Origin of the sequence: Bradyrhizobium sp. 141 (assembly GCF_023074055.1) — a bacterium.
Classification (GTDB): Bacteria; Pseudomonadota; Alphaproteobacteria; order Rhizobiales; family Xanthobacteraceae; genus Bradyrhizobium.
The window spans coordinates 63791-86595 of the sequence record NZ_JADPKR010000081.1; the positions used below are offsets into that span (position 1 = coordinate 63791).

General features: G+C 63.2%; 24 protein-coding genes. 18 read left to right on the forward strand and 6 right to left on the reverse strand.

The genetic code is table 11. The features are described from left to right. Nucleotides 1-137 precede the first annotated feature (137 nt). The 4 genes from IVA81_RS22545 (at nucleotide 138) to IVA81_RS22560 (ending at nucleotide 3013) form a co-directional block, all read left to right on the forward strand. Entirely contained in the window at nucleotides 138-506 is a 369-nt protein-coding gene (locus tag IVA81_RS22545) for a YciI family protein (RefSeq protein WP_247321982.1), read from the forward strand. Further along, a complete protein-coding gene (locus IVA81_RS22550) occupies nucleotides 503-1795 on the forward strand; it encodes an RNA polymerase sigma factor (RefSeq protein ID WP_247321983.1) in 1293 nt (430 codons plus the stop codon). Before IVA81_RS22545 ends, IVA81_RS22550 begins: the two co-directional genes overlap by 4 nt. A 234-nt stretch (nucleotides 1796-2029) precedes the next feature. Then, nucleotides 2030-2569, forward strand: coding sequence for a K(+)-transporting ATPase subunit F (gene kdpF, locus IVA81_RS22555; protein WP_247321986.1), 540 nt, complete (start codon nucleotides 2030-2032; stop codon nucleotides 2567-2569). 30 nt (nucleotides 2570-2599) lie between these two features. Next, on the forward strand, nucleotides 2600-3013 hold the full coding sequence (locus IVA81_RS22560; protein WP_247321988.1) for a VOC family protein: 414 nt from the start codon (nucleotides 2600-2602) through the stop codon (nucleotides 3011-3013). Between the two features lie 102 nt (nucleotides 3014-3115). Here the strand turns inward: IVA81_RS22560 and IVA81_RS22565 are convergent, their stop codons facing one another. Next, nucleotides 3116-3472: a hypothetical protein gene (locus IVA81_RS22565; RefSeq protein ID WP_247322325.1), complete on the reverse strand. Its 357-nt coding sequence runs from the start codon at nucleotides 3470-3472 to the stop codon at nucleotides 3116-3118. On the opposite strand from IVA81_RS22565, the gene IVA81_RS22570 reads away from it, so the two are divergent. Continuing rightward, nucleotides 3461-3682 (forward strand): hypothetical protein, encoded by a 222-nt coding sequence (locus IVA81_RS22570; RefSeq protein WP_247322345.1) that lies wholly within the window; start codon nucleotides 3461-3463, stop codon nucleotides 3680-3682. The two genes, IVA81_RS22565 and IVA81_RS22570, sit on opposite strands and share 12 nt — an antisense overlap. A 249-nt stretch (nucleotides 3683-3931) precedes the next feature. On the opposite strand, the gene IVA81_RS22575 is transcribed toward IVA81_RS22570, so the two are convergent. From IVA81_RS22575 to IVA81_RS22585, 3 genes are all read right to left on the reverse strand, one after another. Continuing rightward, the gene (locus IVA81_RS22575) at nucleotides 3932-4366 is read right to left on the reverse strand and encodes a hypothetical protein (RefSeq protein ID WP_247321989.1); all 435 of its coding nucleotides are present in this window, start codon (nucleotides 4364-4366) and stop codon (nucleotides 3932-3934) included. Between the two features lie 140 nt (nucleotides 4367-4506). Continuing rightward, entirely contained in the window at nucleotides 4507-5295 is a 789-nt protein-coding gene (locus IVA81_RS22580; protein ID WP_247321991.1) for an SDR family oxidoreductase, read from the reverse strand. A gap of 257 nt (nucleotides 5296-5552) precedes the next feature. Beyond that, nucleotides 5553-7217, reverse strand: coding sequence for a PAS domain-containing methyl-accepting chemotaxis protein (locus IVA81_RS22585; RefSeq protein ID WP_247321992.1), 1665 nt, complete (start codon nucleotides 7215-7217; stop codon nucleotides 5553-5555). Nucleotides 7218-7663: 446 nt separating this feature from the next. On the opposite strand from IVA81_RS22585, the gene IVA81_RS22590 reads away from it, so the two are divergent. The 6 genes from IVA81_RS22590 (at nucleotide 7664) to IVA81_RS22615 (ending at nucleotide 11989) form a co-directional block, all read left to right on the forward strand. Continuing rightward, nucleotides 7664-8068, forward strand: a complete 405-nt coding sequence (locus tag IVA81_RS22590) for a YciI family protein (protein ID WP_247321994.1) — start codon at nucleotides 7664-7666, stop codon at nucleotides 8066-8068. A gap of 58 nt (nucleotides 8069-8126) precedes the next feature. Beyond that, nucleotides 8127-8492: a hypothetical protein gene (locus tag IVA81_RS22595; RefSeq protein ID WP_247321995.1), complete on the forward strand. Its 366-nt coding sequence runs from the start codon at nucleotides 8127-8129 to the stop codon at nucleotides 8490-8492. Between the two features lie 131 nt (nucleotides 8493-8623). Then, entirely contained in the window at nucleotides 8624-9364 is a 741-nt protein-coding gene (locus IVA81_RS22600) for a TetR/AcrR family transcriptional regulator (RefSeq protein WP_247321996.1), read from the forward strand. A 121-nt stretch (nucleotides 9365-9485) separates the two neighbouring features. Then, a complete protein-coding gene (locus IVA81_RS22605) occupies nucleotides 9486-9971 on the forward strand; it encodes a DUF2852 domain-containing protein (RefSeq protein ID WP_246923664.1) in 486 nt (161 codons plus the stop codon). A 313-nt stretch (nucleotides 9972-10284) separates the two neighbouring features. Continuing rightward, a complete protein-coding gene (locus IVA81_RS40715) occupies nucleotides 10285-11178 on the forward strand; it encodes a peptidoglycan-binding protein (protein ID WP_247321997.1) in 894 nt (297 codons plus the stop codon). 109 nt (nucleotides 11179-11287) lie between these two features. After that, complete coding sequence (locus IVA81_RS22615; protein ID WP_247321998.1) at nucleotides 11288-11989, forward strand: peptidoglycan-binding domain-containing protein; 702 nt, start codon at nucleotides 11288-11290, stop codon at nucleotides 11987-11989. 162 nt (nucleotides 11990-12151) lie between these two features. Here the strand turns inward: IVA81_RS22615 and IVA81_RS22620 are convergent, their stop codons facing one another. Further along, nucleotides 12152-13315, reverse strand: a complete 1164-nt coding sequence (locus IVA81_RS22620) for an acyl-CoA desaturase (RefSeq protein ID WP_247321999.1) — start codon at nucleotides 13313-13315, stop codon at nucleotides 12152-12154. 323 nt (nucleotides 13316-13638) lie between these two features. Between IVA81_RS22620 and IVA81_RS22625 the strand changes: the two genes are divergently transcribed. Continuing rightward, nucleotides 13639-14406, forward strand: coding sequence for a serine acetyltransferase (locus IVA81_RS22625; RefSeq protein ID WP_247322001.1), 768 nt, complete (start codon nucleotides 13639-13641; stop codon nucleotides 14404-14406). Nucleotides 14407-14500: 94 nt separating this feature from the next. Here the strand turns inward: IVA81_RS22625 and IVA81_RS22630 are convergent, their stop codons facing one another. Further along, nucleotides 14501-15019 (reverse strand): DUF2231 domain-containing protein, encoded by a 519-nt coding sequence (locus IVA81_RS22630; protein ID WP_247322005.1) that lies wholly within the window; start codon nucleotides 15017-15019, stop codon nucleotides 14501-14503. Nucleotides 15020-15585: 566 nt separating this feature from the next. On the opposite strand from IVA81_RS22630, the gene tolQ reads away from it, so the two are divergent. From tolQ to IVA81_RS22660, 6 genes are all read left to right on the forward strand, one after another. Further along, the gene (tolQ, locus tag IVA81_RS22635; RefSeq protein WP_028138400.1) at nucleotides 15586-16302 is read left to right on the forward strand and encodes a protein TolQ; all 717 of its coding nucleotides are present in this window, start codon (nucleotides 15586-15588) and stop codon (nucleotides 16300-16302) included. A 43-nt stretch (nucleotides 16303-16345) separates the two neighbouring features. Beyond that, nucleotides 16346-16795 (forward strand): protein TolR, encoded by a 450-nt coding sequence (tolR, locus tag IVA81_RS22640; protein WP_246923690.1) that lies wholly within the window; start codon nucleotides 16346-16348, stop codon nucleotides 16793-16795. 3 nt (nucleotides 16796-16798) lie between these two features. Continuing rightward, complete coding sequence (locus IVA81_RS22645; RefSeq protein WP_247322007.1) at nucleotides 16799-17758, forward strand: cell envelope integrity protein TolA; 960 nt, start codon at nucleotides 16799-16801, stop codon at nucleotides 17756-17758. 23 nt (nucleotides 17759-17781) lie between these two features. After that, a complete protein-coding gene (tolB, locus tag IVA81_RS22650) occupies nucleotides 17782-19146 on the forward strand; it encodes a Tol-Pal system beta propeller repeat protein TolB (protein WP_247322010.1) in 1365 nt (454 codons plus the stop codon). Nucleotides 19147-19382: 236 nt separating this feature from the next. Beyond that, nucleotides 19383-21704, forward strand: coding sequence for an EAL domain-containing protein (locus IVA81_RS22655; RefSeq protein WP_247322013.1), 2322 nt, complete (start codon nucleotides 19383-19385; stop codon nucleotides 21702-21704). A 192-nt stretch (nucleotides 21705-21896) separates the two neighbouring features. Beyond that, the gene (locus IVA81_RS22660) at nucleotides 21897-22622 is read left to right on the forward strand and encodes a hypothetical protein (protein WP_247322016.1); all 726 of its coding nucleotides are present in this window, start codon (nucleotides 21897-21899) and stop codon (nucleotides 22620-22622) included. Nucleotides 22623-22805: the final 183 nt, after the last annotated feature.

Below are 22805 nucleotides of genomic sequence, written 5' to 3' on the forward strand. Positions count from 1 at the left end.
AGTGCCTCGTCGGGTTCCGCTGAAGAAGCGCCCTCCTTGGCACGATCCAACGGTTTTTTCCTGCAAATTCTTTCCGCAGCCCTGTCGGGGCGAGGCATATTGGCGCGTCTTCAGCACAGACGAGGAAAATGTCGACCATGCTCTATGCCATCCTTTGCTATCACGATGAGGACTTCGTCGGCTCCTGGAGCAAGGAGCAGGACGAGGCCGTGATGAAGAAGCTCGCCGCGGTGCAGGAGAAGCTCACGCAGCAGGGCCGGCTAGGGCCGGTCGCGCGGCTGCTGCCGACCACGGCGGCGGCGACCTTGCGCAAGGAAGACCCGCCGCTGGTGCTGGACGGCCCCTATGCCGAAACCAAAGAGCAGCTGCTCGGCTTCTACATCGTCGACTGCCGGAATCTCGACGAGGCGCTCGACGTCGCTCGCGACCTCGGCGCGGCCAATCCCGGCGGCGCCTATGAAGTGCGTCCCGTCGGCGTGTTCCGGCCCGGAGGAAACCTGACGTGAGCGAGGCCGACACCGCCTGGATCGAAACCGCGCTGACCTCGGCGCGACCCCAGGCGGTCGGCGCGCTGCTGCGTTATTTCCGCGATCTCGACACCGCCGAGGAGGCGTTCCAGAACGCGTCGCTGCGCGCACTCAAGACCTGGCCGCAGAACGGGCCGCCGCGCGATCCTGCGGCCTGGCTGATCATGGTCGGCCGCAATGCCGCCATCGACGAGGTCCGCCGGACCCGCAAGCAGCAGCCGCTGCCGGAGGACGACCAGGCGATCTCCGATCTCGACGACGCCGAGGGCGCGCTGGCCGAGCGGCTGGACGGGTCGCACTACCGCGACGACATCTTGCGGCTCATGTTCATCTGCTGCCATCCGCAATTGCCGGCGACGCAGCAGATCGCGCTGGCGCTGCGCATCGTCTCGGGCCTTACCGTGAAGCAGATCGCGCGCGCCTTCCTGGTCTCGGACGCGGCGATGGAGCAGCGTATCACCCGCGCCAAGGCGAAGGTCGCGGAGGCGGGGACGCCGTTTGAAGCGCCCGGCGCGGTCGAGCGCTCCGAGCGGCTCGCCGGTGTCGCGGCGATGATTTATCTGATCTTCAACGAGGGCTATTCGGCGAGCGGCGACACCGCCGAGATCCGCAAGCCGCTCTGCGAGGAGGCGATCCGGCTGGGGCGTTTGCTGCTCAGGCTGTTTCCGAGCGAGCCGGAGATCATGGGCCTCACGGCGCTCATCTTGCTGCAGCACGCGCGCAGTGCCGCGCGCTTTGCCGCGGATGGCTCGCTGATCCTGCTGGACGACCAGGACCGTTCGCTGTGGAACGGCACCATGATCGCGGAAGGGCTGGCGCTGATCGACAAGGCGATGCGCCACCGCCGCAGCGGGCCCTATCAGATCCAGGCCGCAATCGCCGCGCTGCATGCCCGCGCGTCGACGCCGGAAGAGACCGACTGGGCGCAGATCGACCTGCTCTACGGCGCGCTTGAGCTTGTGCAGCCGTCTCCCGTGGTGACGCTTAACCGCGCGGTCGCGGTCTCCAAGGTGCGGGGGCCGCAAGCCGCGCTCGAATTGATCGAGCCCTTGGCGCCGAAGCTCGCCAACTACTTCCATTTCTACGGCGTGCGCGGCGCCTTCCTGATGCAGCTCGGCCGCAACGACGAGGCGCGCGTCGCGTTCGATCGCGCCATCGCCCTCGCCAACACGTCCGCAGAGGCCGCCCACATCCGCATGCATCTCGATCGCCTGATCCGGGACAGCCAGCCGAAGGGGGACATCCGGCAGGGCGCGAAGGCGACCTAGGCCCATTTGCCTCCACATCGTCATGCCCGGGCTTGTCCCGCCTGCGCGGCCGAAGCCGCTTCGGCGAGGCGAAGGCCCGGATATCCACGTTCTCTCACTTTCTTGGCTAGGACGTGGATGGCCGGGACAAGCCCGGCCATGACGTGGCGTGAGGCTGTGCCAAAAAATCTGTTTCCGACTTTGTCGGCCCCACCGCTCCTCCTTCGTCCTAAGCCCGTATCCACGGAGCCCCTCATGCTGAAAGCCATTGCCATCATCGCCGTCGTGCTCGCCGTCGGCCTAGCCGGTGTTCTCGTCTTTGCCCTGACGAAACCCGACACATTCCGCGTCGAGCGCAGCCTCGCCGTGAGGGCGCCGACTGACGCGATCTATCCCCTGGTCGCCGATTTCCACCGCTGGACCGCCTGGTCGCCCTACGAGAATCGCGATCCCGCCATGAAGCGGACCTTCGGCGGAACCGCGGAAGGCAAGGGCGCGACCTATGCCTGGGACGGCAACAACAACGTCGGCGCCGGCCAGATGGAGATCCTGGAGGCGAGCGGACCCTCGAAGCTTCGGATCAAGCTCGATTTCGAACGGCCGTTCGAGGGCCACAACACCGCCGAGTTCACCTTTGTGCCGCAAGGCGATGCCACACTGGTCACATGGGCAATGTATGGTCCGGCCCCGTTCCTGTCCAAAGTGATGCAGGTGTTCATCAACATGGACAGCATGATCGGCAAGGATTTCGAGGCCGGCCTCGCCAGCCTGAAGAACCTCACCGAGAAGCAATAAGCCTCACGACCAACGAAAAGGAGAGAAACGATGCTCAATCCCTATCTGTTCTATCAGGACAATTGCGAAGCAGCGTTCAACTATTACGCCAAGGTTCTCGGCGGCAAGATCGATGCGATGATGCGCGCCTCGGACGCACCGCCGGAGGTGCCCGCCACGCCAGGGCGCGAAAAGATGATCATGCACGCGCGGATGTCACTGCCCGACGGCAGCGTGCTGATGGCTTCCGATTCCCCGCCTGAGCATTTTCACAAGCCGCAGGGCTTTGCGATCTCGCTCACGGTTAGGGATCCCGCGGATGGCGAGCGCAAGTTCAACGCGCTCGCCGACGGCGGCGCCGTCAACATGCCGTTCAGCAAGACGTTCTGGGCCAAGGGCTTTGGCATGTGCGTCGACAAGTTCGGCATTCCCTGGATGGTGAACTGCCCGGCGGAAGGAATGTGACGGTCGCGACCGCCTGCATGATCTAACGAGTCGCAGTCCCCTCTCTCCATTTTGCGGGAGAGGGGATTCAACGCGTCAAGTCCGGATCAATCGTGAGCTCGCTCAGCGGAGCGATCCGGTCACGTCTTCGCCTTGCTGCGGCGACTGAACGCAGCTGGGGCAGATCACGAGCTTGGTGCCGAGCTGCTTGTCGTTCTCCGCTTCGATCTCGTCATGCACCGCCCACCAGGCCTCGGAGTATGGCCGCAAGGTGCCGAGCACTCTCTCCCGGTCCTGATTGGGATCGCTTGTCGCAGCTGCCTGATTCGTCACGCGCTGCTTTGTGACGTGCGGGCGCTTCGGCGCTATGTTGGGGTCTCGGCCGAGACCGTCCCATGCGATCGGACGACGCTCCTGCGCGACTGCGCATCCCATGAGCGCTGCGCAAAAAGTGAGCAAGACGAAGCCGTGTCGAATCATGCCGGACCCCTGGGCGCGGTACGCCGCGCGCAAAAAGCGCGTGAGAAGGTTTGCGTCGCGTCGGTTGAAATGGAACTCAAGGGAAACGGCGTGGCCCGCACGGCTGAATATGGCAACTTGCTCTCGCATCACTTTGCGAGCGCAGTGAGGCCGCTTCGTGAAATGATGCGGATCGCATCGCACAACAACTGGCGTAATATTAGGCTGTGAACTCCGCGTCAAAATCGCTAGTTCTATTTCACAATAAGTACAAACTGGGATGGACGTCTTGGAAGGGAGCGACCGATGGCGGCGGCGCTACAAATCAACTTTGCTCTTTGGGGAATGCTCATCTGCGCCAGCGTGAAGCTTGCGCCGGTCGTCCAGGTCTTTTTCTAGACGGCAGTTCCCTGGCTGAATTGTGCAGCGGTTCCGATCGATGATCGTCACCGGCGGCTATCGCGCGTGATCGCGAAGTCGTCACCGGCAACGCGGATAGATTGCGGCGAGATCGCGCCCCTTCAACAGTAGTAGCCGGGAGCTCAGGCCGCCGTGGCGGCTGATCCAGTCGCGCACCGCGCCGGGATAGGCGGCAAGCACTGCCTCGGATGCCTGGGGCTCGGCATAGAAGCGCCCGCGCCGGTCCACTGAACGTGCCGCATGGAAGCCGAGCACGGCGCGCTTGGTGACGCAGATGCGCTCGCCCGGCACGATGCTCAGCACCAACGTGCAGGCAGACAGGCAAGGGCCGTCGATCACCACGCGCTCTCCGCTCTCGCGCACCTTCTCGAACAGATCGAGGAACGGCCCGACCTGCCCGCCCGGAGACTGGATGATGCGGATTTCGGCGGCAGCGGGCGTGATGGCCAGCAGTGCGACTGCAAGCATCAGGCCTTTGACGAAAGCGTGTCGCATGGAGCACTCCACAAGCTCGGTTTCGTAGGGTGGGCAAAGCGCAGCGTGCCCACCATCGTCACCGCAAATCCGGAGAAATGGTGGGCACCGCGCTCGCGCGGCTTTGCCCACCCTATAATTCGTGACCCACCCTACATGTTCTACCCGTTGCGGCGTTGACCGCGCAGCGTCGGCAGGCCGATGCCTGCCGCATCGAAACCGCCATCGACGGCCAAAATTTGTCCGGTGATGTAGCTCGCGCTTGCCGAGCACAGGAAGTAGATCGCTTCCGCAAGCTCCTCCTCCAGGCCGTAGCGGTTGAGCGGAATCGCGTCGTGATAATCGGCGCGGATCTCCTTGGTGTGCACCTGCTTCGCCATCGCCGTGTCGACCGGCCCCGGCGCGACCGCATTGACGCGGATGCCGAGCGAGGCGAGCTCGACTGCGAGCTGCTTGGTCAGGTGCGCGAGGCCTGCCTTGCTGGTGCCGTAGGCCGAGCGCAGCGTCGAGGCGCGCACCGCCGAGATCGAGGTGATGTTGACGATAGCGCTGCCATTGGCCTCGCGCATCAAGGGCACGGCCGCCTTGGTGCAGAGGAACGGGCCGGTGAGGTTGACCTCGAGCACACGCCGCCAATCGGCCTCCGACGTCTCCATCAGCGGCGCGAACACCGCAATGCCGGCATTGTTGACCAGCGCATCGAGCCGACCGAATCGGCGCTCGATCGCCGTCATCGCAGCGTTCACTGCGGCTGCGTCGGAAACGTCGCAGGTCAGCGCCAGCGTCGCCTCGCTTTGGTCGATTTCGGCGACCGCCCGGTCGAGCAACTCGCCCTCGATATCGAGCAGCGCCACGCGCCACCCCTCGGCGAAAAACTTCTTCGCGGTCGCAAGCCCGATGCCGCGCGCGGCTCCGGTGACGAGGGCAACTTTTTGCGGGTGAGCGGGCATGGGAAATTTGTCCTCGGCAAGTTTACGGGCGGGAGTGCGGGGTCCTTTTACTGCGGTTTTGTCCGAGGGAGGAAGAGGCAGGCGAGGGATGCGTACAGCTGGCAAAAAAATGGCCAAATCCGTCCCCCTGAAGGCGGCCGCTTCTTCAGCGGCCCTCGAAGGGCGACGGCCCGGCTGCATCGGGGCCGATTCATCCTTCGAGGCTCGCCGTGCTTTGCACGGCAAGCGCCTCAGGATGACGGGGAGGAGAAAGGAGTCTAAGCCAATTCCGCCGACGCGCGTTGCATATTGGCCGACATATCCGATGTCACGATGCTCTGCTCCTCGACTGCGGCGGCCGTGGAGGCGATGAACTCGTTGACGCCGGCAATCGCGGCCTTGATGGCGGTGAGCGAGCTGGCGACGTCGCCCGAGATGACGTTGAGCGCGTCGATCTCGGAGGTGATCGTGTCGGTCGCCTGCTTGGCCTGGTTTGCGAGGCCTTTCACCTCGGAGGCGACCACCGCGAAGCCGCGGCCGGCTTCGCCCGCGCGCGCCGATTCGATCGTGGCGTTGAGCGCGAGCAGGTTGATCTGGCTGGTGATGCCCGAGATCATCTCGACGATGCCGCTCATGGCTTGCGCCGCTGCCGCCAGCTTCTGAGCTTGGCCGTCCGCCGCCTCGACCCTCGTCGTGGCGACCTTGGAGGTCTCGCGCGATTTCGCCATGGTCTCGGAGATCTCGCGGATCGAGGCGCTCATCTGTTCGCTGCCGGCCGCGACCGCCTCGATCAGCCCGCGCGCATTGTCGGCCTTCTTGCGGCCGATGGCCTGTGCGGTGATGTCGGTGGCGTATTTCACCACCTTGTACGGCTTGCCGTTGAGATCGAAGATCGGGTTGTAGGAGGCCTGGATCCAGATCTCGCGGCCGCCCTTGGCGATCCGCTTGTATTCGGCGGCCTGGTATTCGCCGCGGTTGAGGGTCTCCCAGAACTGGCGATAGGCTAGGGAATTTTTCTCATTTGGCTCGACGAACATGGAGTGGTGCTGGCCCTTGATCTCCGCCAGCGAATAGCCCATCGCCTTGAGAAAATTCTCGTTGGCGGTTCGGATCGTGCCGTCCATGTTGAATTCGATCACCGCCTGTGACTTCTGGATGGCGGCAAGCTGTCCGTCATTGTCGGCCACCTTCATCTTTTGCGCTGTGACGTCGGTGGCGAACTTGACGACCTTGAACGGCTTGCCGTTCTCGTCGAGGATCGGATTGTAGGTGGCGATGATCCAGATCTCCTTGCCGCCCTTGCCCAGCCGTTTGTATTCGGCGGCCTCGAACTCGCCGCGGTTCAGCTTGGCCCAGAACGCGGCATAGGCCGCGCTCGCGCGATCCTCAGGCGTCACGAACATGCTGTGATGCTTGCCCTTGATCTCGTCGAGCGAGTAGCCCATCGCGTTCAGGAAATTCTCGTTGGCGGTGACGATGGTGCCGTCCATGTTGAACTCGATCACGGCCTGCGCGCGGTTGATCGCGGCGATCTTGCCGGAATCCTCCATGGTCTTGATCTTGTACGCCGTGATGTCGGTGGCGAACTTGATGAAGCTGACGACCTTGCCGTTCTCGTCGCGCAGCGGTGCGTAGGAGGCGTGGACCCAGACTTCCTTGCCGCCCTTGCCGAAACGCTTGTACTGCGTGGTCTGAAATTCGCCGCGGTTCAGGCTGGCCCAGAAATCGCGGTAGCGGGCGCTCTCGCGCTCGGCCGGGCTGACGAAGATGCTGTGGTGCTTGCCTTTGATCTCGGCCAGCGTATAGCCGCTCATCTTCAGGAGGTTCTCATTGGCGTCGAGAATGGTGCCGTCGAGACCGAATTCGATCACGGCCTGCGACTGATCGAGTGCCTCGACCTCAGCGACGGCGTGCCTGACCTTCTTGCTCTGGAAATTGAACACGTATGCCCCGCAATGTTCTGACGTGAATCGGCAAGACTAACGTACTGTTGCCCTTGGGTGAAAAGTTTCACGGGCTAGTTGAACATTTGTAAATCGCTGCAACCCGCCGGCAGGGTCCGCTGTTGCATGTGCGCCGGCCATGTCTCTCAAGTTGCAAGCGTTCTCCGCTTATAAGCACGGCGCCGTTCATAGGAGGACCGTATTTGTACGGAAGCGCGTGTGGCAATATTTTTCGCATCGTATTGCCGCAGCGGCGCGTTCGCTTCGCCGGCGGCAGGTGCTGCCCGGAGGACGGTCGTTTCCTGCCCCAGCCCCGCCAGCGCCGGCCGCCCAAATAATTTTCGCCTGCGTGTCGGTTACGTAAGGGGTCGTTCGTCTTGAAGGTGAGCGCGGACCTGCGCCTTGCAGCGCATCCCGGAACGACCGCAGACGCCAGGACACGACCCATGCGATTCATGATGCTGATGATCCCGCTCGGTTACGAGAGCGCGCCGCCGGACGTTCAGCTCGATCCCGAGCGTGTCGCGGCGATGATGCGCTACAACGAGGCCCTGAAGGACGCGGGCGTGTTGATCACGCTCGATGGCCTGCATCCGCCATCGATGGGCGCACGGGTTTCGTTTGCGACCGGTGAGCCCATTGTCGCCGACGGCCCATTCGCCGAGGCCAAGGAAGTCCTGGGCGGGTATTGGATGATCGAGGTTGCCTCGCGCGCCGAGGCGATCGCCTGGGCCAAGCAGTGCCCGGCCTCGCCGAACGAAATCATCGAGATCCGGCAGGTGCAGGAGATCAGTGACTTTCCGCCTGACGTGCAGGCCGCAGCCGCCGGCTTCGACGATCTGAAGAAGTAGCCACAGCGGACGCGAAAATTCGCAGGCTGTCGTCAATCGATCAAGAAGGAGAACACCGATGAGCACCGAACACAAATTTCTCGCCGTCTATCTGGGCAGCATGAGCGGGTCGAAAATGGCGGCCTGGCGCGCGCTGCCCGAGGCCGAACGGAAAGCGAGGGAACAGGAGGGCATGGCCGCCTGGCACGGCTGGGTCGAGAAGCACAAGGACGTCATCGTCGAGATCGGTGGCCCGCTCGGCAAGACCCGCAGGATCGACGCGAGCGGCATCACCGAGATCAGCAATGCGCTGACCGGCTTCACGGTGGTGCGCGCCGCCTCGCAAGAGGAAGCTGCAAAACTGTTCGAGAACCATCCGCATTTTGCGATCTTCCCGGGCGAGGCGATCGAGGTCATGCCCGTGCTGCCGATTCCGCAGATGTAGCTGCAGACGAGGCCAATCCCGGGCGCGATGCCGTCGCTCCGGCCCGGCGTCACCCGGTGGAAGTACGGGGTTAATCACGCCGGATTCCCCGCTAGTGACCTTCACGCCCGGCTCATGTAAAGATCGTTCACATGAGCTGGCGCAAGGAGCAACGCCGCGCCGAGCGCGGCTATCACCACGGCAATCTGAAGGAGGCCCTGTTGCAGGCCGCTCTCGGCCTGATCGCCGAGAAGGGCGCGGCCGGCTTCACCTTCGCCGATGCCGCACGCATGGCTGGCGTCAGCGCGGCGGCGCCCTATCGGCATTTCCGCGACCGCGACGAGCTGTTGTCCTCGATCGCCCAGCGCGGTTTCGAGCAGTTCGAGGCGCGCCTCACCGCGGCCTGGGACGATGGGCGGCCCGATACGGTCACTGCGTTCGAGCGGGTCGGCAGGGCCTATCTTGCTTTCGCCCGCGAGGAGCCCGCCTTTTACAACGCGATGTTCGAGTCCGGCCTGCCGGTCGATGCCAATCCGGCACTGCAGGCTGCGAGCGAGCGCGCTTTCAACATTATGCGCGCTGCGGCCGAGCGGCTCGCGGCGCTGGCGCCGCCCGGCACGCCGCGGCCGCCGGCGATGATGATGGCGCTGCACATCTGGTCGATGGCGCACGGCGTGGCCTCGCTATTCTCCCGTGGGGACGCCGCGCGACGAAAATTGCCGATGTCGCCGGATGAGCTGTTAGAGGCCGAAGTGTTGATCTATCTGCGTGGCCTCGGCTTCCCGACCGATCGCCGTCCGCCAGCCAAGAGCGCCGAGCCTCCGCCGGTGCCACCGGAGGCATCCTCCGGTTCGGGCGTGCCGCCCGGCGGTCCCTGGGGCAAGCCGAAATAAAATTACGCGAATAATCACGCGGGCGTGTCAGGCGGCTGGCTTGACAAAATCGCGGGATGGTCTAGCTATGTAAATGTTATTTACATTCACAACGGCGCAGATGCCGTGATGGAGATGGGAAATGGCCTACACCGCTGATGTCAATCGATGGCGCGGCCCTTCGGATCAGAACTACGAGCGCCCCCGCATGCTCGATACGCCCTGGCATCCCGGCTGGATCGCCGTGACCATCCTCGGCTTCATCATCTGGTGGCCGATCGGACTTGCCCTTCTCTTTTTCACACTCGGGAGCAGAAGAATGTCGTGCTGGAGCCACCAGGATCGCTGGCAGAACAAGATGGAGCGGATGCAGTACAAGATGGATCGCATGCGCGGCCGCATGGAGCGCCGTGGCTTCGGCTTTGGCTTCGGCCCGCCGTCCTCCGGCAACCGTGCCTTCGACGAATACCGCTCTGAGACGCTGCAGCGCCTCGAGGAGGAGCAGGTCGAGTTCAGGAACTTCCTCGACCGTCTGCGTCACGCCAAGGACAAGGAAGAGTTCGACCAGTTCATGGCGCAGCACAAGACGCGTCCGACCCCGCCGCCGACCGATCAGCAGCAGGGCTAACCTTCAAGGCTGACATCTCTCAAAGCCTTCAGGCGCATGCCCCCAAAGTCCTGATGGCCCCGAGCCGCCCGTCTGCACAACACGCAGGCGGGCGGTTTGCTTTGGGACATCTGCTTCAATATCGCGCGCGCGGAAGAAGAGACACGGTCGGACTTCGGCCGCCATCCTCAGGCGAGGTCAAGCTCCTACACAACCGAAGGTCTGGTCCGGCCCATTCAGCAACCGAATCTCCTCTTGCAACCAGAGGGTGTTCTGCGTAATCTCGCGACGTTTCACTCGATGATATTTTGGCTGAATATTCGGGAGTATTTTCGTGCGGATCGTAACGATCGTTCGGAAGGTAGCCCCTCGCTGCTATCCCAATTATCTCAAGGCCTTTGAAGACGGCGACGAAATCTTCGAGCGCTTCAAGATCAATACTCCGCTGCGCATCGCGCACTTCCTCGCCCAGGCCCTGTATGAGACGGGCCGCGGCACGGTGCTGTTCGAGAGCCTCAAATACAAAACCTCGGCGCGTCTTCGTGAGATTTTCGGCGTCGGCCATCACAGCGCGGCGATCCGTCCCGACGAGGTCGATCAATATCTCAACAACGATCGCGCGTTGGCCGAGCGCGTCTACGGATTGGGGAATCCAAAGAAGGCGAAGGAGCTCGGCAATAGCAAGCCCGGAGACGGCTACAAATATCGCGGCGGTGGCCTGTTGCAGACGACGGGCGGAGCCAACTACTTGCGCATGGGCAAACTTGCAGGCGTGGACTTCTACAGCAATCCGGATCTGATTGTTGCACCCGAAGCGGCTCTCCTTCCCGCCCTTCACGAATGGAATGAGGGAGGCCTGAACGCTTATGCGGATCGGAACGACATCCGTACGATCACGCGGGTCATCAACGGTGGCTACAACGGCCTGAGCGGTCGTACCGAGCTCTTCGAGATCGTGTGGAGCGTAACAGGCAAGAGCGGCGCGAACCAGGTGGCCTGGAAAACCGCAACCGCGTCTGATGAAACGCGCGAGCTTCAGGAGGCCCTGAACGATCTCGGGGCTGAGCCGGCGCTTGTCGTGGATGGACGATATGGTCCTGCCACCGCGCAGGCGGTCGAGTGGTTTCAAAGCCACGCCAAGATACCGGTCGATGGAAATGCAGGCGTGGTCACGCAGGCGGCGTTGAATCTCCGCTTGAATGCCCGAACGGCTTCGGAGCGCACCTAGAGCGCGCTTGTCGCCTTTTGCGTGCGAGCTTCGCCGGAGTTTCGAAGATGGATGTCTCGATATTGAGGGTCGAATTTTAGCGAGTCTGATTGCGCAAAAGGAAAATAGCATGACCGATGGCGAAAAGATGCTGAAGCTGGCTGAGTCCCGCATTGGCGAGAAATACGTCAACGTCTGCGTGCCGAAGAACAACAAGAACTGGCACGGTCCATGGGACTGTGCGGAGTTCATGTCCTGGCTGGTGTATCAGGTCGGCGGATCCCTGTACGGGTGTGTCGACGACGACGGCAATCCTGCAACGGTCGAGGCCTACACGGGGGCCTGGAAGAGCGATTCACAGAAACTTGGAAAACGCGTTCCGTGGCGGCAGGCAGCTACAACGGTGGGAGGCATTCTCCTTCGCTATCCGCCCGGACCAGGCATGATGGGACACATCGTCGTGTGTGACGGCGAGGGCGGCACCGTGGAGGCGATGGGCACGGCCTATGGCGTTCGTCGCGGCAAGGTGTCGGGCCGGAATTGGGATACGGGCGTCTTTCTACCAAACTTTACGTATGGGGACGCGGGTGAAGAACTCGACCTGGCTGGGCCGAGCCAGCTGTATGCGCTCGGGCAGCAGGACATGAAGGCGTCCGTCGTTCGAGCTATTCAACGCGCCTTGAAAGAGCTGGGGTTCAATCCGGGGCCGATCAACGGTGAATACAACGACCTGACGGTGGCGGCGGTGGCGGCCTTTCAGGCGACCAAAGGACTCATTGTCGACGGACAGGTAGGGCCGCAGACGGCAAGACGGTTGAAGGTCGAACTCTAAAGCATGATCCGGAAAACTGCGCAGCAAATGCGGAGCGCGTTTGCGCGGAGATCATGCTCGAACAACAACCTGAAGCGCGATGACGATTCATCCTGATCGCATCGCGCTCCGGGGACCGGCGCGGCTGTTCTTGGGTCCAGGAGGTCGCTTGATCTGTGGGGTTCAGCGCACTGTCACGAGCTGCGCGCGAACCGAAGCGAGGAAGTGTTCGTAGGCGTGATCCACGATCTCGTTGAGCGATCGCGTTCGCGCGAAGATCGCCTTGGCTTCAGTGAGAAACTCCTCGCGGGTCGGGATCTTCGGCAGATGCAGGTGTGTCAGCGCGTCGACGCCGTCATGCGCGCGATTGAGGATCTCGTGCAGCGTCGGCAGTTGCAGCTGGGCCGGGTCGGCCCGGTGCAGTGCCGATGAGATCGCGTGCGCCAGGGCCTGGGCATCGAACCGTCCGGCAAGCTGGTGGGCTGCCCGGTTGATGACCCGGGCGCCGAGCGGCTGCTCGTTGCGCAGCACCTGCTCGGGCGGCGCCTTCATGCTCCAGACGATTCCGAACCAGGACAGCACTTTCAGGACGTAATAGGTGATGTCGATCTCCCACCAGCGAAAGCCCTGTCGCACGCTGCTCTGGTAGGCGTGGTGATTGTTGTGCCAGCCTTCACCCAGGGTGAGCAGCGCCAGCAGCCAGTTGTTGCGGGAATCATCGCCCGTCACGTAGCGCTTGCGTCCGTGCACATGGGCGAGCGAATTGATGCAGAAGGTCGCATGATAGACCAGCACCGTGCTCCACAGGAAGCCGACGACCAGACCCGACCATCCCGCAACCAGGAAGCAGAGCGCCGCCAGCACAAAGGCCGGTAGAAGCTCGAGCCGATGCAGCCATACCAACTCCGGATAGGCCGCCAGATCGCCGACTTTCACGAGGTCGGTCGCGTCGTGCTGCCGGTCGAAAATCCAGCCGAGATGGCTGTACAGGAAGCCGCGGTGACGCGGTGAATGCACGTCGTTTTCGGTATCGGAATGTAGATGATGGTGCCGGTGCTTGGCCGCCCACCACAACACGCTCTTCTGCGCGGTGCTTTGCGCAAGGCAGGCCAGGATGAACTGAAACACCCGGCCGGTTGCAAACGCCCGATGCGAGAAGTAGCGGTGATAGCCCGCCCCGATCGCAAACATCCGCACGACATACAGCGAGATGCAGATCGCGACGGCCTGCCACGTGACGCCCGACCAGATCGCCGCAAAGCAGCCGAGATGAACCAACAGGAAGGGCACGGCGGAGGGGTACATGATGTCGTCGTGGTGATCGTCGGCGGGCGCGTTAGGCGACATGTTTCAGCGTGACCTTAGGTAACGGGAATCCGGGATTGCAGCGGCAGCATCGAGGGCCGCCGGGTACGAAAAACCCGCGGATGGCGGACCACCGCGGGGGTTTGAACCAGCTGCTTTGCCTGGGATATCCCCGGCCAAAGCCGCGTCGGCCGAAAGCCTCGACTGACTATATGGTCGCGGACGCCCGGCACGCAAGCTCGTAGCCTCACGGGGAACTGCGGCGCGGTGCTCCGGTAGCGCCGTGCTGCTCGCGGCGTGGTGCGCGAGGTGCCCACGGGCTATATTTGAGGCGTGAAGGAAGTCCCAAAACACTGGAGGCGGCGATGACGGCAGCTGAGACCGCGACGAACGATCGCCTCTGGCAGAAGATACGCGATGAGGCGCGGCGTGCGGTCGCATCCGATCCCGTCTTCGGCAAGTCGCTTGCCGAAGCCGTCCTCGCCCATGACGGCTTTGCGGCGGCTTTGGCCGATCTCATCGGGCGCAGGCTTGGCGGCAGCGTCGCCGAGCAAACGCGTTTCACCGCCTTTTCCCGCGACGCCTTTCGCCACTCGCCGGAATTGATCGAGGCGTCCGGGCGCGACTTGCAGGCCATCGTGCGCAGCGATCCCGCCATCGCCGGCCTGTTGGCGCCGCTGCTGCATTTCAAGGGCTATGTCGCGCTGCAAGCCTGGCGCGTCTCGAACTGGCTCTGGCATCACGATCATCGCGATGCAGCGCTGCTGTTTCAGAACGAGGCGTCGAACGTCTTGCAGGTCAGCATTCATCCGGCGGCCAGCATCGGCTCGTCCGTCTATCTCGACCACGCCACGGGCATCGTGATCGGCGCCAATGCCGTGATCGGCGACGAGGTCACGATCCTTCAGAATGTCAGCATCGGCCGCGGCAACGAGCTGCCGACGCGCTCGCCGCGCATCGGCCGCGGCGTCTTCATCGGCGCCGGAGCGACCATTTTGGGCGATATCCGGATCGGCGATTTCGCCAGAATCGGCGCCGACACGCTGGTGACCTCCGACGTTCCCGGTGGCTGCACCGCGGTCGGAAATCCTGCACGATTGACCAACTGCCCCGAGCCCGTTTCGGCGGCCTGACGAGCCGTCACCTCACGAGCAGATGCAGCGGGGCGGCCCGGTCAACACCGAAGTCATGTTCGCCGAGGTCTGCCCCCGGCGACACGTCGTTGCCTCAGGCGGCGCGGCGGTGGCTTTCGCCGCCATGATGGGGCGTGACCGGCTCCGAGCTGGTCTGGCCCGGTGCATCCAGCACCGCGACGTGATGTCGGTAGACCATCTCCCAGCCCTTCCATCCCGTGAACAGGAGGATGCCGACCACGATCAGGGACAGCGCCAGGCCCCACGGCTTGACCGCAGTCTCCGCGCCTTGCGCGTAACGGAGGTAGAAATTGATCAGGGCCAGCACGACCGCCGCGAGATTGCCGACCATGTGGTACCAGGCATCGTTGAGGCGGCGGATGCGGGGCTCGCTCAAGAAGTCCGTAAAGCCGGCCGCGGCCGCAACGAGCGCCATGACGATGCCGGCGCCGATCAGCCACATCGCGGCTCTGGCCCAGAAATTGTCGCCGGTTCCAATGAAGGCCAGATCGACGATGGGTGCGCCGACCAGAAATGCGACGGGGAATGGGATGATCATGGGGTGAAGCGGGTGATCGCCGATGGCGGCGGTCGTCTTGGGGTTGATGGTCATGGCAGGACCTCGCGGGAAGTGATTTTCGGTACAATTTTCCGGAGGAGGGGTGGTTCCTCCCGGGACAGGGCTGAAACTCGTGCCCCGGACGCAACGCAGCGCCATCGGCGATGCGTTGCGGAGCCGGGGCCCATCTCTCCCGCACTGCCCGCGGCTTCTGGGTCCCGGTTCTGCACCGCAACGCCAAGAGGCGTTGCGGTGCAGAACCGGGACACGGGACCGGGCCTAGTCGCCACCCCTCAACCGCCTGCGCCGCCTGCCTTTACTGCAGCCTAATTCACCCCTGGTAACCTCGCATTAACCAACGCCGGGCTCTGGTATGGATGGACAGTCGCGCCCAAAGCCCGAAGTCGGGGCCACGGTCAGGGACTCGGGTCGAGGCCCATAGTTTTGACATCTTGGCAGGGAATGCAGACGGCCGGCTTTGGACGAGCCCCTGCACCCCAGAAAGACAAGGCTTTGAGCGGGCTTGCCGGCTGCGCCGATTCTAGCGCGGCTATTGGGGAACTGGCAGCCATTTGCTGGCCGGGACATCGGGTAACGATCGCCTTGAGAGGATACTGCTTATGAATCCGGCCGACGTGGCTCAGTCAGCCCTTCCGGTTGCCGCTTCCGCGGACGTGTCGCTGATTGCGCTGTTCTGGCAGGCTCACTGGATCGTGAAAGCGGTGATGCTGGGGCTTCTGGCTTGCTCGGTCTGGGTCTGGGCGATCGCCATCGACAAGATCTTCCTGTTTGCCCGCACCCGCCGCTCGATGGACCGTTTCGAGCAGGCGTTCTGGTCCGGCGAATCGATCGAGGAGCTCTATCGCACGCTCTCGGCCAAGCCGACGCACTCCATGGCAGCCTGTTTCGTCGCGGCGATGCGCGAGTGGAAGCGGTCGTTCGAGAGCCATGCCCGCTCGGTCGCGGGTCTCCAGATGCGCATCGATAAGGTCATGAACGTCTCGATCGCGCGCGAGGTCGAGCGGCTGGAACGCCGCCTGCTGGTGCTCGCCACCGTCGGCTCCGCAGGCCCCTTCGTCGGCCTGTTCGGCACGGTCTGGGGCATCATGTCGAGCTTCCAGTCGATTGCGGCGTCGAAAAATACCTCTCTGGCGGTGGTGGCGCCGGGCATCGCGGAGGCGCTGTTTGCGACTGCCGTCGGCCTTATCGCCGCCATTCCTGCCACTATCTTCTACAATAAGTTCACGTCCGAGGTGAACCGACAGGCCCAGCGCCTCGAAGGCTTCGCCGATGAATTTTCCGCCATTCTGTCGCGTCAGATCGACGAGCGGGGCTGACGGGCGGCATGTATAGTGTGAAGGGCAATTTGGGCACTCGATCATGGCGATGAACGTTGCGAGTTCGTCCGGAGGCGGCGGGCGCCGAGGCCGGCGCAAGCCCGTCGTGGCCGAGATCAACGTCACGCCGATGGTCGACGTGATGCTGGTGCTGCTCATCATCTTCATGGTGTCGGCGCCGATGCTGACAGTCGGCGTGCCGCTCGACCTGCCGCAGACCCAGGCCAAGAGCCTCGAAAATAACGACCAGAAGCCGATCCAGATGTCGGTCGACATCAAGGGCAAGGTCTTCATCAACGACGCCGAGATCGCGATCAACGAACTGGTGCCCAAGCTGAAGGCGATCACGGACGCGCGCGGCGGGCTCGAGGAGCGCATCTATCTGCGCGCCGACAAGAAGGCGGATTACGGCACGGTGGCCAAGGTGATGGGCCTGTTGTCCGGCGCCGGATTCAAGAAGCTCGCCCTCGTCACGGAAGCGGATCAGGGGTAAGCCGTGAAGGTGAACGTCGACAAGACACTCGTTGCGTCGATTGCCCTCCATGTCCTCGTGCTGGGGTGGGGGCTCGTCACCTTCAGCAGCAAAGCCTATGTCGCACCGGAAGAGTCGCTCCCGGTCGACATCATCTCCACCGATCAGCTCGCCAAGATGATGGCGGGGCAGAAGACGGGGGAGAAGGACAAGCCGAAGCCGAAGGTCGAGAAGATCGCGGAGCCCAAGCCCGAGGAAGACGCCGTCGGCAAGGTCACCGAGAAGAAAGAGCTGATCAAGACCAACTCGCAGCCGGAGCCGCCGCCGAAACCCGTCGAGAAGCCGGTCGAGAAGAAGCCCGAGCCGCCGAAGCCGGTGGCCGAGGCGAAGCCAAAGGAAGAGCCGAAGCCGCAGGAAAAGAAGCCTGATGCGGCCAAGGAAGATCCGATCGCCGAACTCCAGAAGAAGCTGGACACCAAGAAGCCGCCGCCGAAGCCGGTGGAGCAAAAGGTTGCGGCGGTGCAGCCGCAGCAGCCGCCCAAGCCCAAGGAGCGCTCCTTCGACCCCGCGCAGATTCAGCGCGACCTCGACAAGCGCGCCGCGACCCGGCACGAACTCACAGGCTCCGCTCTGAATGCGTCGGCGGCGCTGGGATTGGCGACGGGAACTGCCGCCAACAACGTCGCGACCTGGCGTGGTGCATTCCAGGGCGCGGTCAAGCGCTGCTTCACGCCCACCTATAACGGCCAGGATGCCGATCAGTACGAGGCCGACATCGACATTCCCATGAAGATCGATGGATCGCTCGCCTCGGAGCCGATCGTCGTCGCGGTGCGAGGACCGTCGCGGTCGATCGCGCAAGCGGTGGCGGAGAGCGCCAAGCGCGCCATCGTGCAGTGTCAGGTGTACTCGTTCATGCCGAAGCAGCAGTACGAGAGCTGGAAGCTCATTCCCATGACTTTCGGCCTGAAAGATATGTTGTGACATCCGAACAAAAGAATTTTGCAATGAATGACGTCCGATCGATGAACCGCCGCCGCTTCATGACCCTGACGGGATCGACGCTCGCGATGCTCGGGGGCGGACAGACCTTCGCGCAGGGCCAGCCGCGAATTCGTATCGATCCGACTGAGTTTCAGCCGATCCCGATCGCGATCACCAACTTCCTGCCAGGCTCGCCGTCCGACGGCGACGTCGGCAACGGTGTCACGCAGGTCATCACCAACAATCTGAAGCGCTCGGGCCTGTTCGCCCCGATCGACCAGGCCGCCTTCATCGAGCGCATCAACAACATCGACGTCGCGCCGCAATTCCAGAACTGGAAGACCATCAACGCGCAGGCGCTCGTCACCGGCCGCATGACGCGCCAGCCTGACGGCAGGCTCAAGGCCGAATTCCGCCTGTGGGACGTGGTCTCCGGCCAGCAGCTCGCCGGCCAGCAATATTTCACCTCGCCGGAATACTGGCGCCGTATCGCCCACATCATCTCCGACCAGATCTACGAGCGTATGACCGGCGAGAAGGGCTATTTCGACAGCCGCGTGGTGTTCGTGGACGAAAGCGGGCCGAAGGAGCGCCGCGTCAAGCGGCTCGCGATGATGGACCAGGACGGCGCCAATGTGCGCTATCTGACCCGCGGCTCCGACCTGGTGCTGACGCCACGCTTCTCGCCGAACTCGCAAGAGATCACCTATATGGAGTTCGGCCAGGGTGACCCGAAGGTCTATCTCTTCAACATCGAGACGGGCCAGCGCGAGATCGTCGGCAACTTCCCGGGCATGACCTTTGCGCCGCGCTTCTCGCCGGATGGCCAGCGCGTCATCATGAGCTTGCAGCAGGGCGGCAATTCCAACCTGTTCGTGATGGATCTGCGCTCGCGCTCGACCACGCGCCTCACCGACACGCCGGCGATCGACACGTCTCCTTCTTATTCTCCAGATGGCGCCCGGATCTGCTTCGAATCCGATCGCGGCGGCCGGTCGCAGATCTACGTGATGGCCGCGGGCGGTGGGCAGGCGCAGCGGATTTCCTTTTCCAAGGACGACACCAACGCCAGCTATTCGACGCCGGTGTGGTCGCCGAAGGGCGATTACATCGCCTTCACCAGACAAGGCGGCGGCCAGTTCTCGATCGGCGTCATGAAGCCCGATGGCAGCGGCGAGCGGCTGCTCACCTCCGGCTTCCACAACGAGGGCCCGACCTTCTCGCCGAACGGCCGCGTGCTGATGTTCTTCCGTGATCCCGGCGGTAACGGCGGGCCCTCGCTGTACAGCGTCGACATTTCGGGACGCAATGAGCTGAAGGTGCCGACACCGGGCTTTGCCTCCGACCCGGCATGGTCGCCACTCTTGTCCTCGACAGCGGGCCAATAAATCACCCGTTCAGACCCGCGATGTTGTCGAAAAAGCGCGCGGATTTTTTCGGGTTTGGTGAGGAAAGCAAGCTTTCCTTCACCTTGAGCCCGGCAAGGCTTGCCTAGTTGCTTGAAATATCAGCAGAAACAGGTTCGCTATTGCCGAAAAACAACTCGACTTTAACGATGTTCCCTCAGAAAGACTTCATCTGGGCTGGGTAAGACTACGCGCCAAACAGGACGCGTAACAAGCCAATGCAACTGGCCGACCAGAAGCAGAGTGATCGAGACGAGCTGGAGCCGATACTCTACGCCGCTCTCATCAACTCCATGGTGCAGAATTTCTGGGCGATCTTCTTCGGCTCGGCCTCCGCGGCCGTGGCCGCGGTGATGACTGCGTTGAAGACGGGCGACGTCTGGCTGTGGCCACTCGCGTTCCTTCTGATTGCGATCGGCACCGCGCGTGCATTCCAGATGCGCGGATACGAGAACCGCACCCGGCCGCTGTCATTCGAAGAGGCCAAGCACCTGGAGCCGCGTTACTGGATCGGCGCGCTGAGCTACGCGGCGGTGCTCGGCGTGTGGGCCTTCGTCGTCATCTACAACAACAACGATCCGGTCGCCGACATGCTCTGTGTCGCCATCGGCATCGGCTACACCGCGGGCGGCGCCGCCCGCAATTACGGACAGCCCCGGGTGATCCAGTGGCACGTTGCGCTGGCCTGCGGTCCGATGTCGCTCGCCCTGCTTCTGCACGGCGGATTCTACCACATCGGTCTTGCCATCCTGCTCGTGTTCTTCTTCATCGGGCTCAAGAACATCAACCTCAGCCTGCACGCGATCTTCGTCAAGGCGTTGACCTCGAGTTTCCGCGAATCCGCGCTGGCGAGCCAGTTCGACACCGCGCTCAACAACATGCCGCACGGCCTGTGCATGGTTCGCGCCGATGGCCGCCTTGCGGTGATGAACCACCGCTTCGGCGAGCTGATGGGCTTGCCCGAGGACCTCGTCAAGCGCGGCGCCACTGCCGCCGATATCGTGTCGGCCTGCGTTACTGCCGGGTCGATCTCGGCGGAGAGCGGCGACCAGATCCTGGCCGAGATCGAGCATGGGCGGGTCCGCGAGATCGTCACTGCCGATCCGGATTCCTCGCGCGGCCGTACGCTGGCCTGGACGTTCCAGCCGATGACCGGCGGCGGCACGGTGCTGCTGCTGGAAGACATCACCGAACGTACCAATGCGGAAGCCCGCATCAGCCATCTGGCCCGTTACGACGAGCTCACGGCACTGCCCAACCGGGTCAGCTTCCACGACGAGATCGAGCGGCTGCTGAAGAATTCGCATCATTCCGAGCGGCTCTCCGCGCTGCTCTTCGTCGACCTCGACCAGTTCAAGCAGGTCAACGACACGCTCGGTCATCCCTGCGGCGACCAGCTGCTGTGTGCCGTCGCCAACCGTCTGCGCGAGATGCTGCGCCCCGAAGATTTCGTCGCCCGCTTCGGCGGCGACGAGTTCGTCGTGTTCCAGCAGAACATCTCTTCGCCCGAGGATGCCGCCGCGCTTGCCCGCCGAATCGTCGAACGGCTGAGCGAGCGCTACCGCATCGACAATCACCTGGTCGAGATCGGCGCCAGCGTCGGCATCGCGCTGACCTCGCCGGAAGGCGCCAGCGCTGACACGCTGCTCAAGAACGCCGACATGGCGCTGTATCGCGCCAAGGCGGACGGCCGCGGCACCTTCTGCTTCTTCCGGGACGAGATGGCGGCGACCGTCGAGGCGCGCCGCATCCTCGAGCTCGATCTGCGCAAGGCGCTCGCCAACGAGGAGTTCGAGCTGTTCTATCAGCCGCTGGTCAATCTGAAGTCCGGCAAGATTACCACCTGCGAGGCGCTGCTGCGCTGGAATCATCCGGTGCGCGGCACGGTCTCGCCGGTCGACATCATTCCGGTCGCCGAGGACATGGGCCTGATCGTCGATCTCGGCCGCTGGATCCTGCGCCGGGCTTGCATGGAATGCATGAAGTGGCCGGATGGCGTCAGCGTCGCGGTCAATTTCTCGCCGCAGCAATTCCACCAGCGCGACGTGCTGAGCGAAATCCGCTACGCGCTCGAAGTGTCGGGCCTGCCGGCGCATCGGCTGGAGATCGAGATCACCGAGTCCTCGCTGCTGCGCAACACCCAGCTCACCCACGACATCCTGTCGCAATTGCACGCGCTTGGCGTGCGCATCTCGCTCGACGATTTCGGCACCGGCTATTCCAGCCTCAGCTATTTGCACAATTTCCCGATGCAGAAGGTGAAGATCGACCGCTCCTTCCTCGAAGGCATCGACACCGACCGCCCGCTAACGCTGCTGCGCGGCGTGGCGCGGCTATCCGCCGATCTCGGCATGGCCGTCGTGGTCGAGGGCATCGAGACCAACGAGCAGCTCGATCTGATCAGCGCCGACGGTACCGTCTCCGAGGCGCAAGGCTATCTGTTCAGCCGGCCGGTGCCCGCCGTGCGGATGCGCCAGCTGCTCAATGCCTCGCATGGACGGCGCGGCGAAGGCCAGCTTCAGGTGGTCGGTTTCGCATAAGTCCATTTCCCGAAACGTCCCATCATTTCAGAATGTTGCAGGGTCACCGTAGTGCTACGGTGATTAACCCTAACCGTTCGATTGCTTTGCATACTTGTTAAGGAGGTGTTAATAAATCATCGCGCCCGCGCAAGTTGTCTTGCTGGAATTGGCTTTGGATGCCGCAGGCGTGAGTGTGGGTAAGGAGTTGGAATGCAGTCCTCAGCCAGATCTGTCATTTCGGCTGTTGGACGGGGAGCGGAGCTTCTGACCGACGTCGATTATCATCTTGCGGAAACCGTCGCGGAGAAGGAGGAGATCTACAATCTCCGCTACCGCGCCTATCTGCGGGAAGGCGCCGTCAAGCCCTCGGGCGATGCACGGGTTACCGACCGCTACGACGAGTTGCCGAACGCGTGGACCTTCGGCGTCTATCTCCATGGCGAACTCTGCAGCTCGGTGCGCATCAGTGTGCTGACGTCGGAATGGCAGGAATCCACCTCGGCCGATGTCTTCCCGGACATCCTGGTGCCGCGGCTCGATCGCGGCGAGGTCATGATCGACCCGACCCGCTTCGTCGCCGATCCCGACCAGGTCAAGCGGGTTCCGGAATTGCCCTATCTGACGACCCGTCTCGCCTACATGGCCTGCGAGCATTTCAATGCCGATCTCGGCCTCGCCATCGTGCGTCCCGAGCATCAGGCCTTCTACCGGCGGGTGTTCCTGCACGAGACCATCGCCGAGCCGCGGCTGGTTCCGGGCCTCACCAAGCCGTTCGGATTGATGGCGGCGGACTTCCCGACCTTCCGCAAGAAGGTGTTCGAGCGCTATCCGATCATGCGGTCGACCGCCTTCGAACGGCGCATGTTGTTCGGGCGTGGTGGCCAGCGTCAGGTGCCGCAGCGGCCGGTGCTCGTGGCGGACGCCGCGCACGCCTGATTCCTAAAGCCGCGTCACGGGCCGCGTCCCTCGCCCGCCTCAGCCTTTTCGGCCTAAAACTCCAGCAAAAACGGCACTTCTGCCGGTTGGCGCGGCTTGCCTTCACCCTTGCGCCACATTTACAACCCATTAACCATGACGGGTGCTTTTCGCTGGTTGGGGGCATTTGATCGGCTGAGGCAA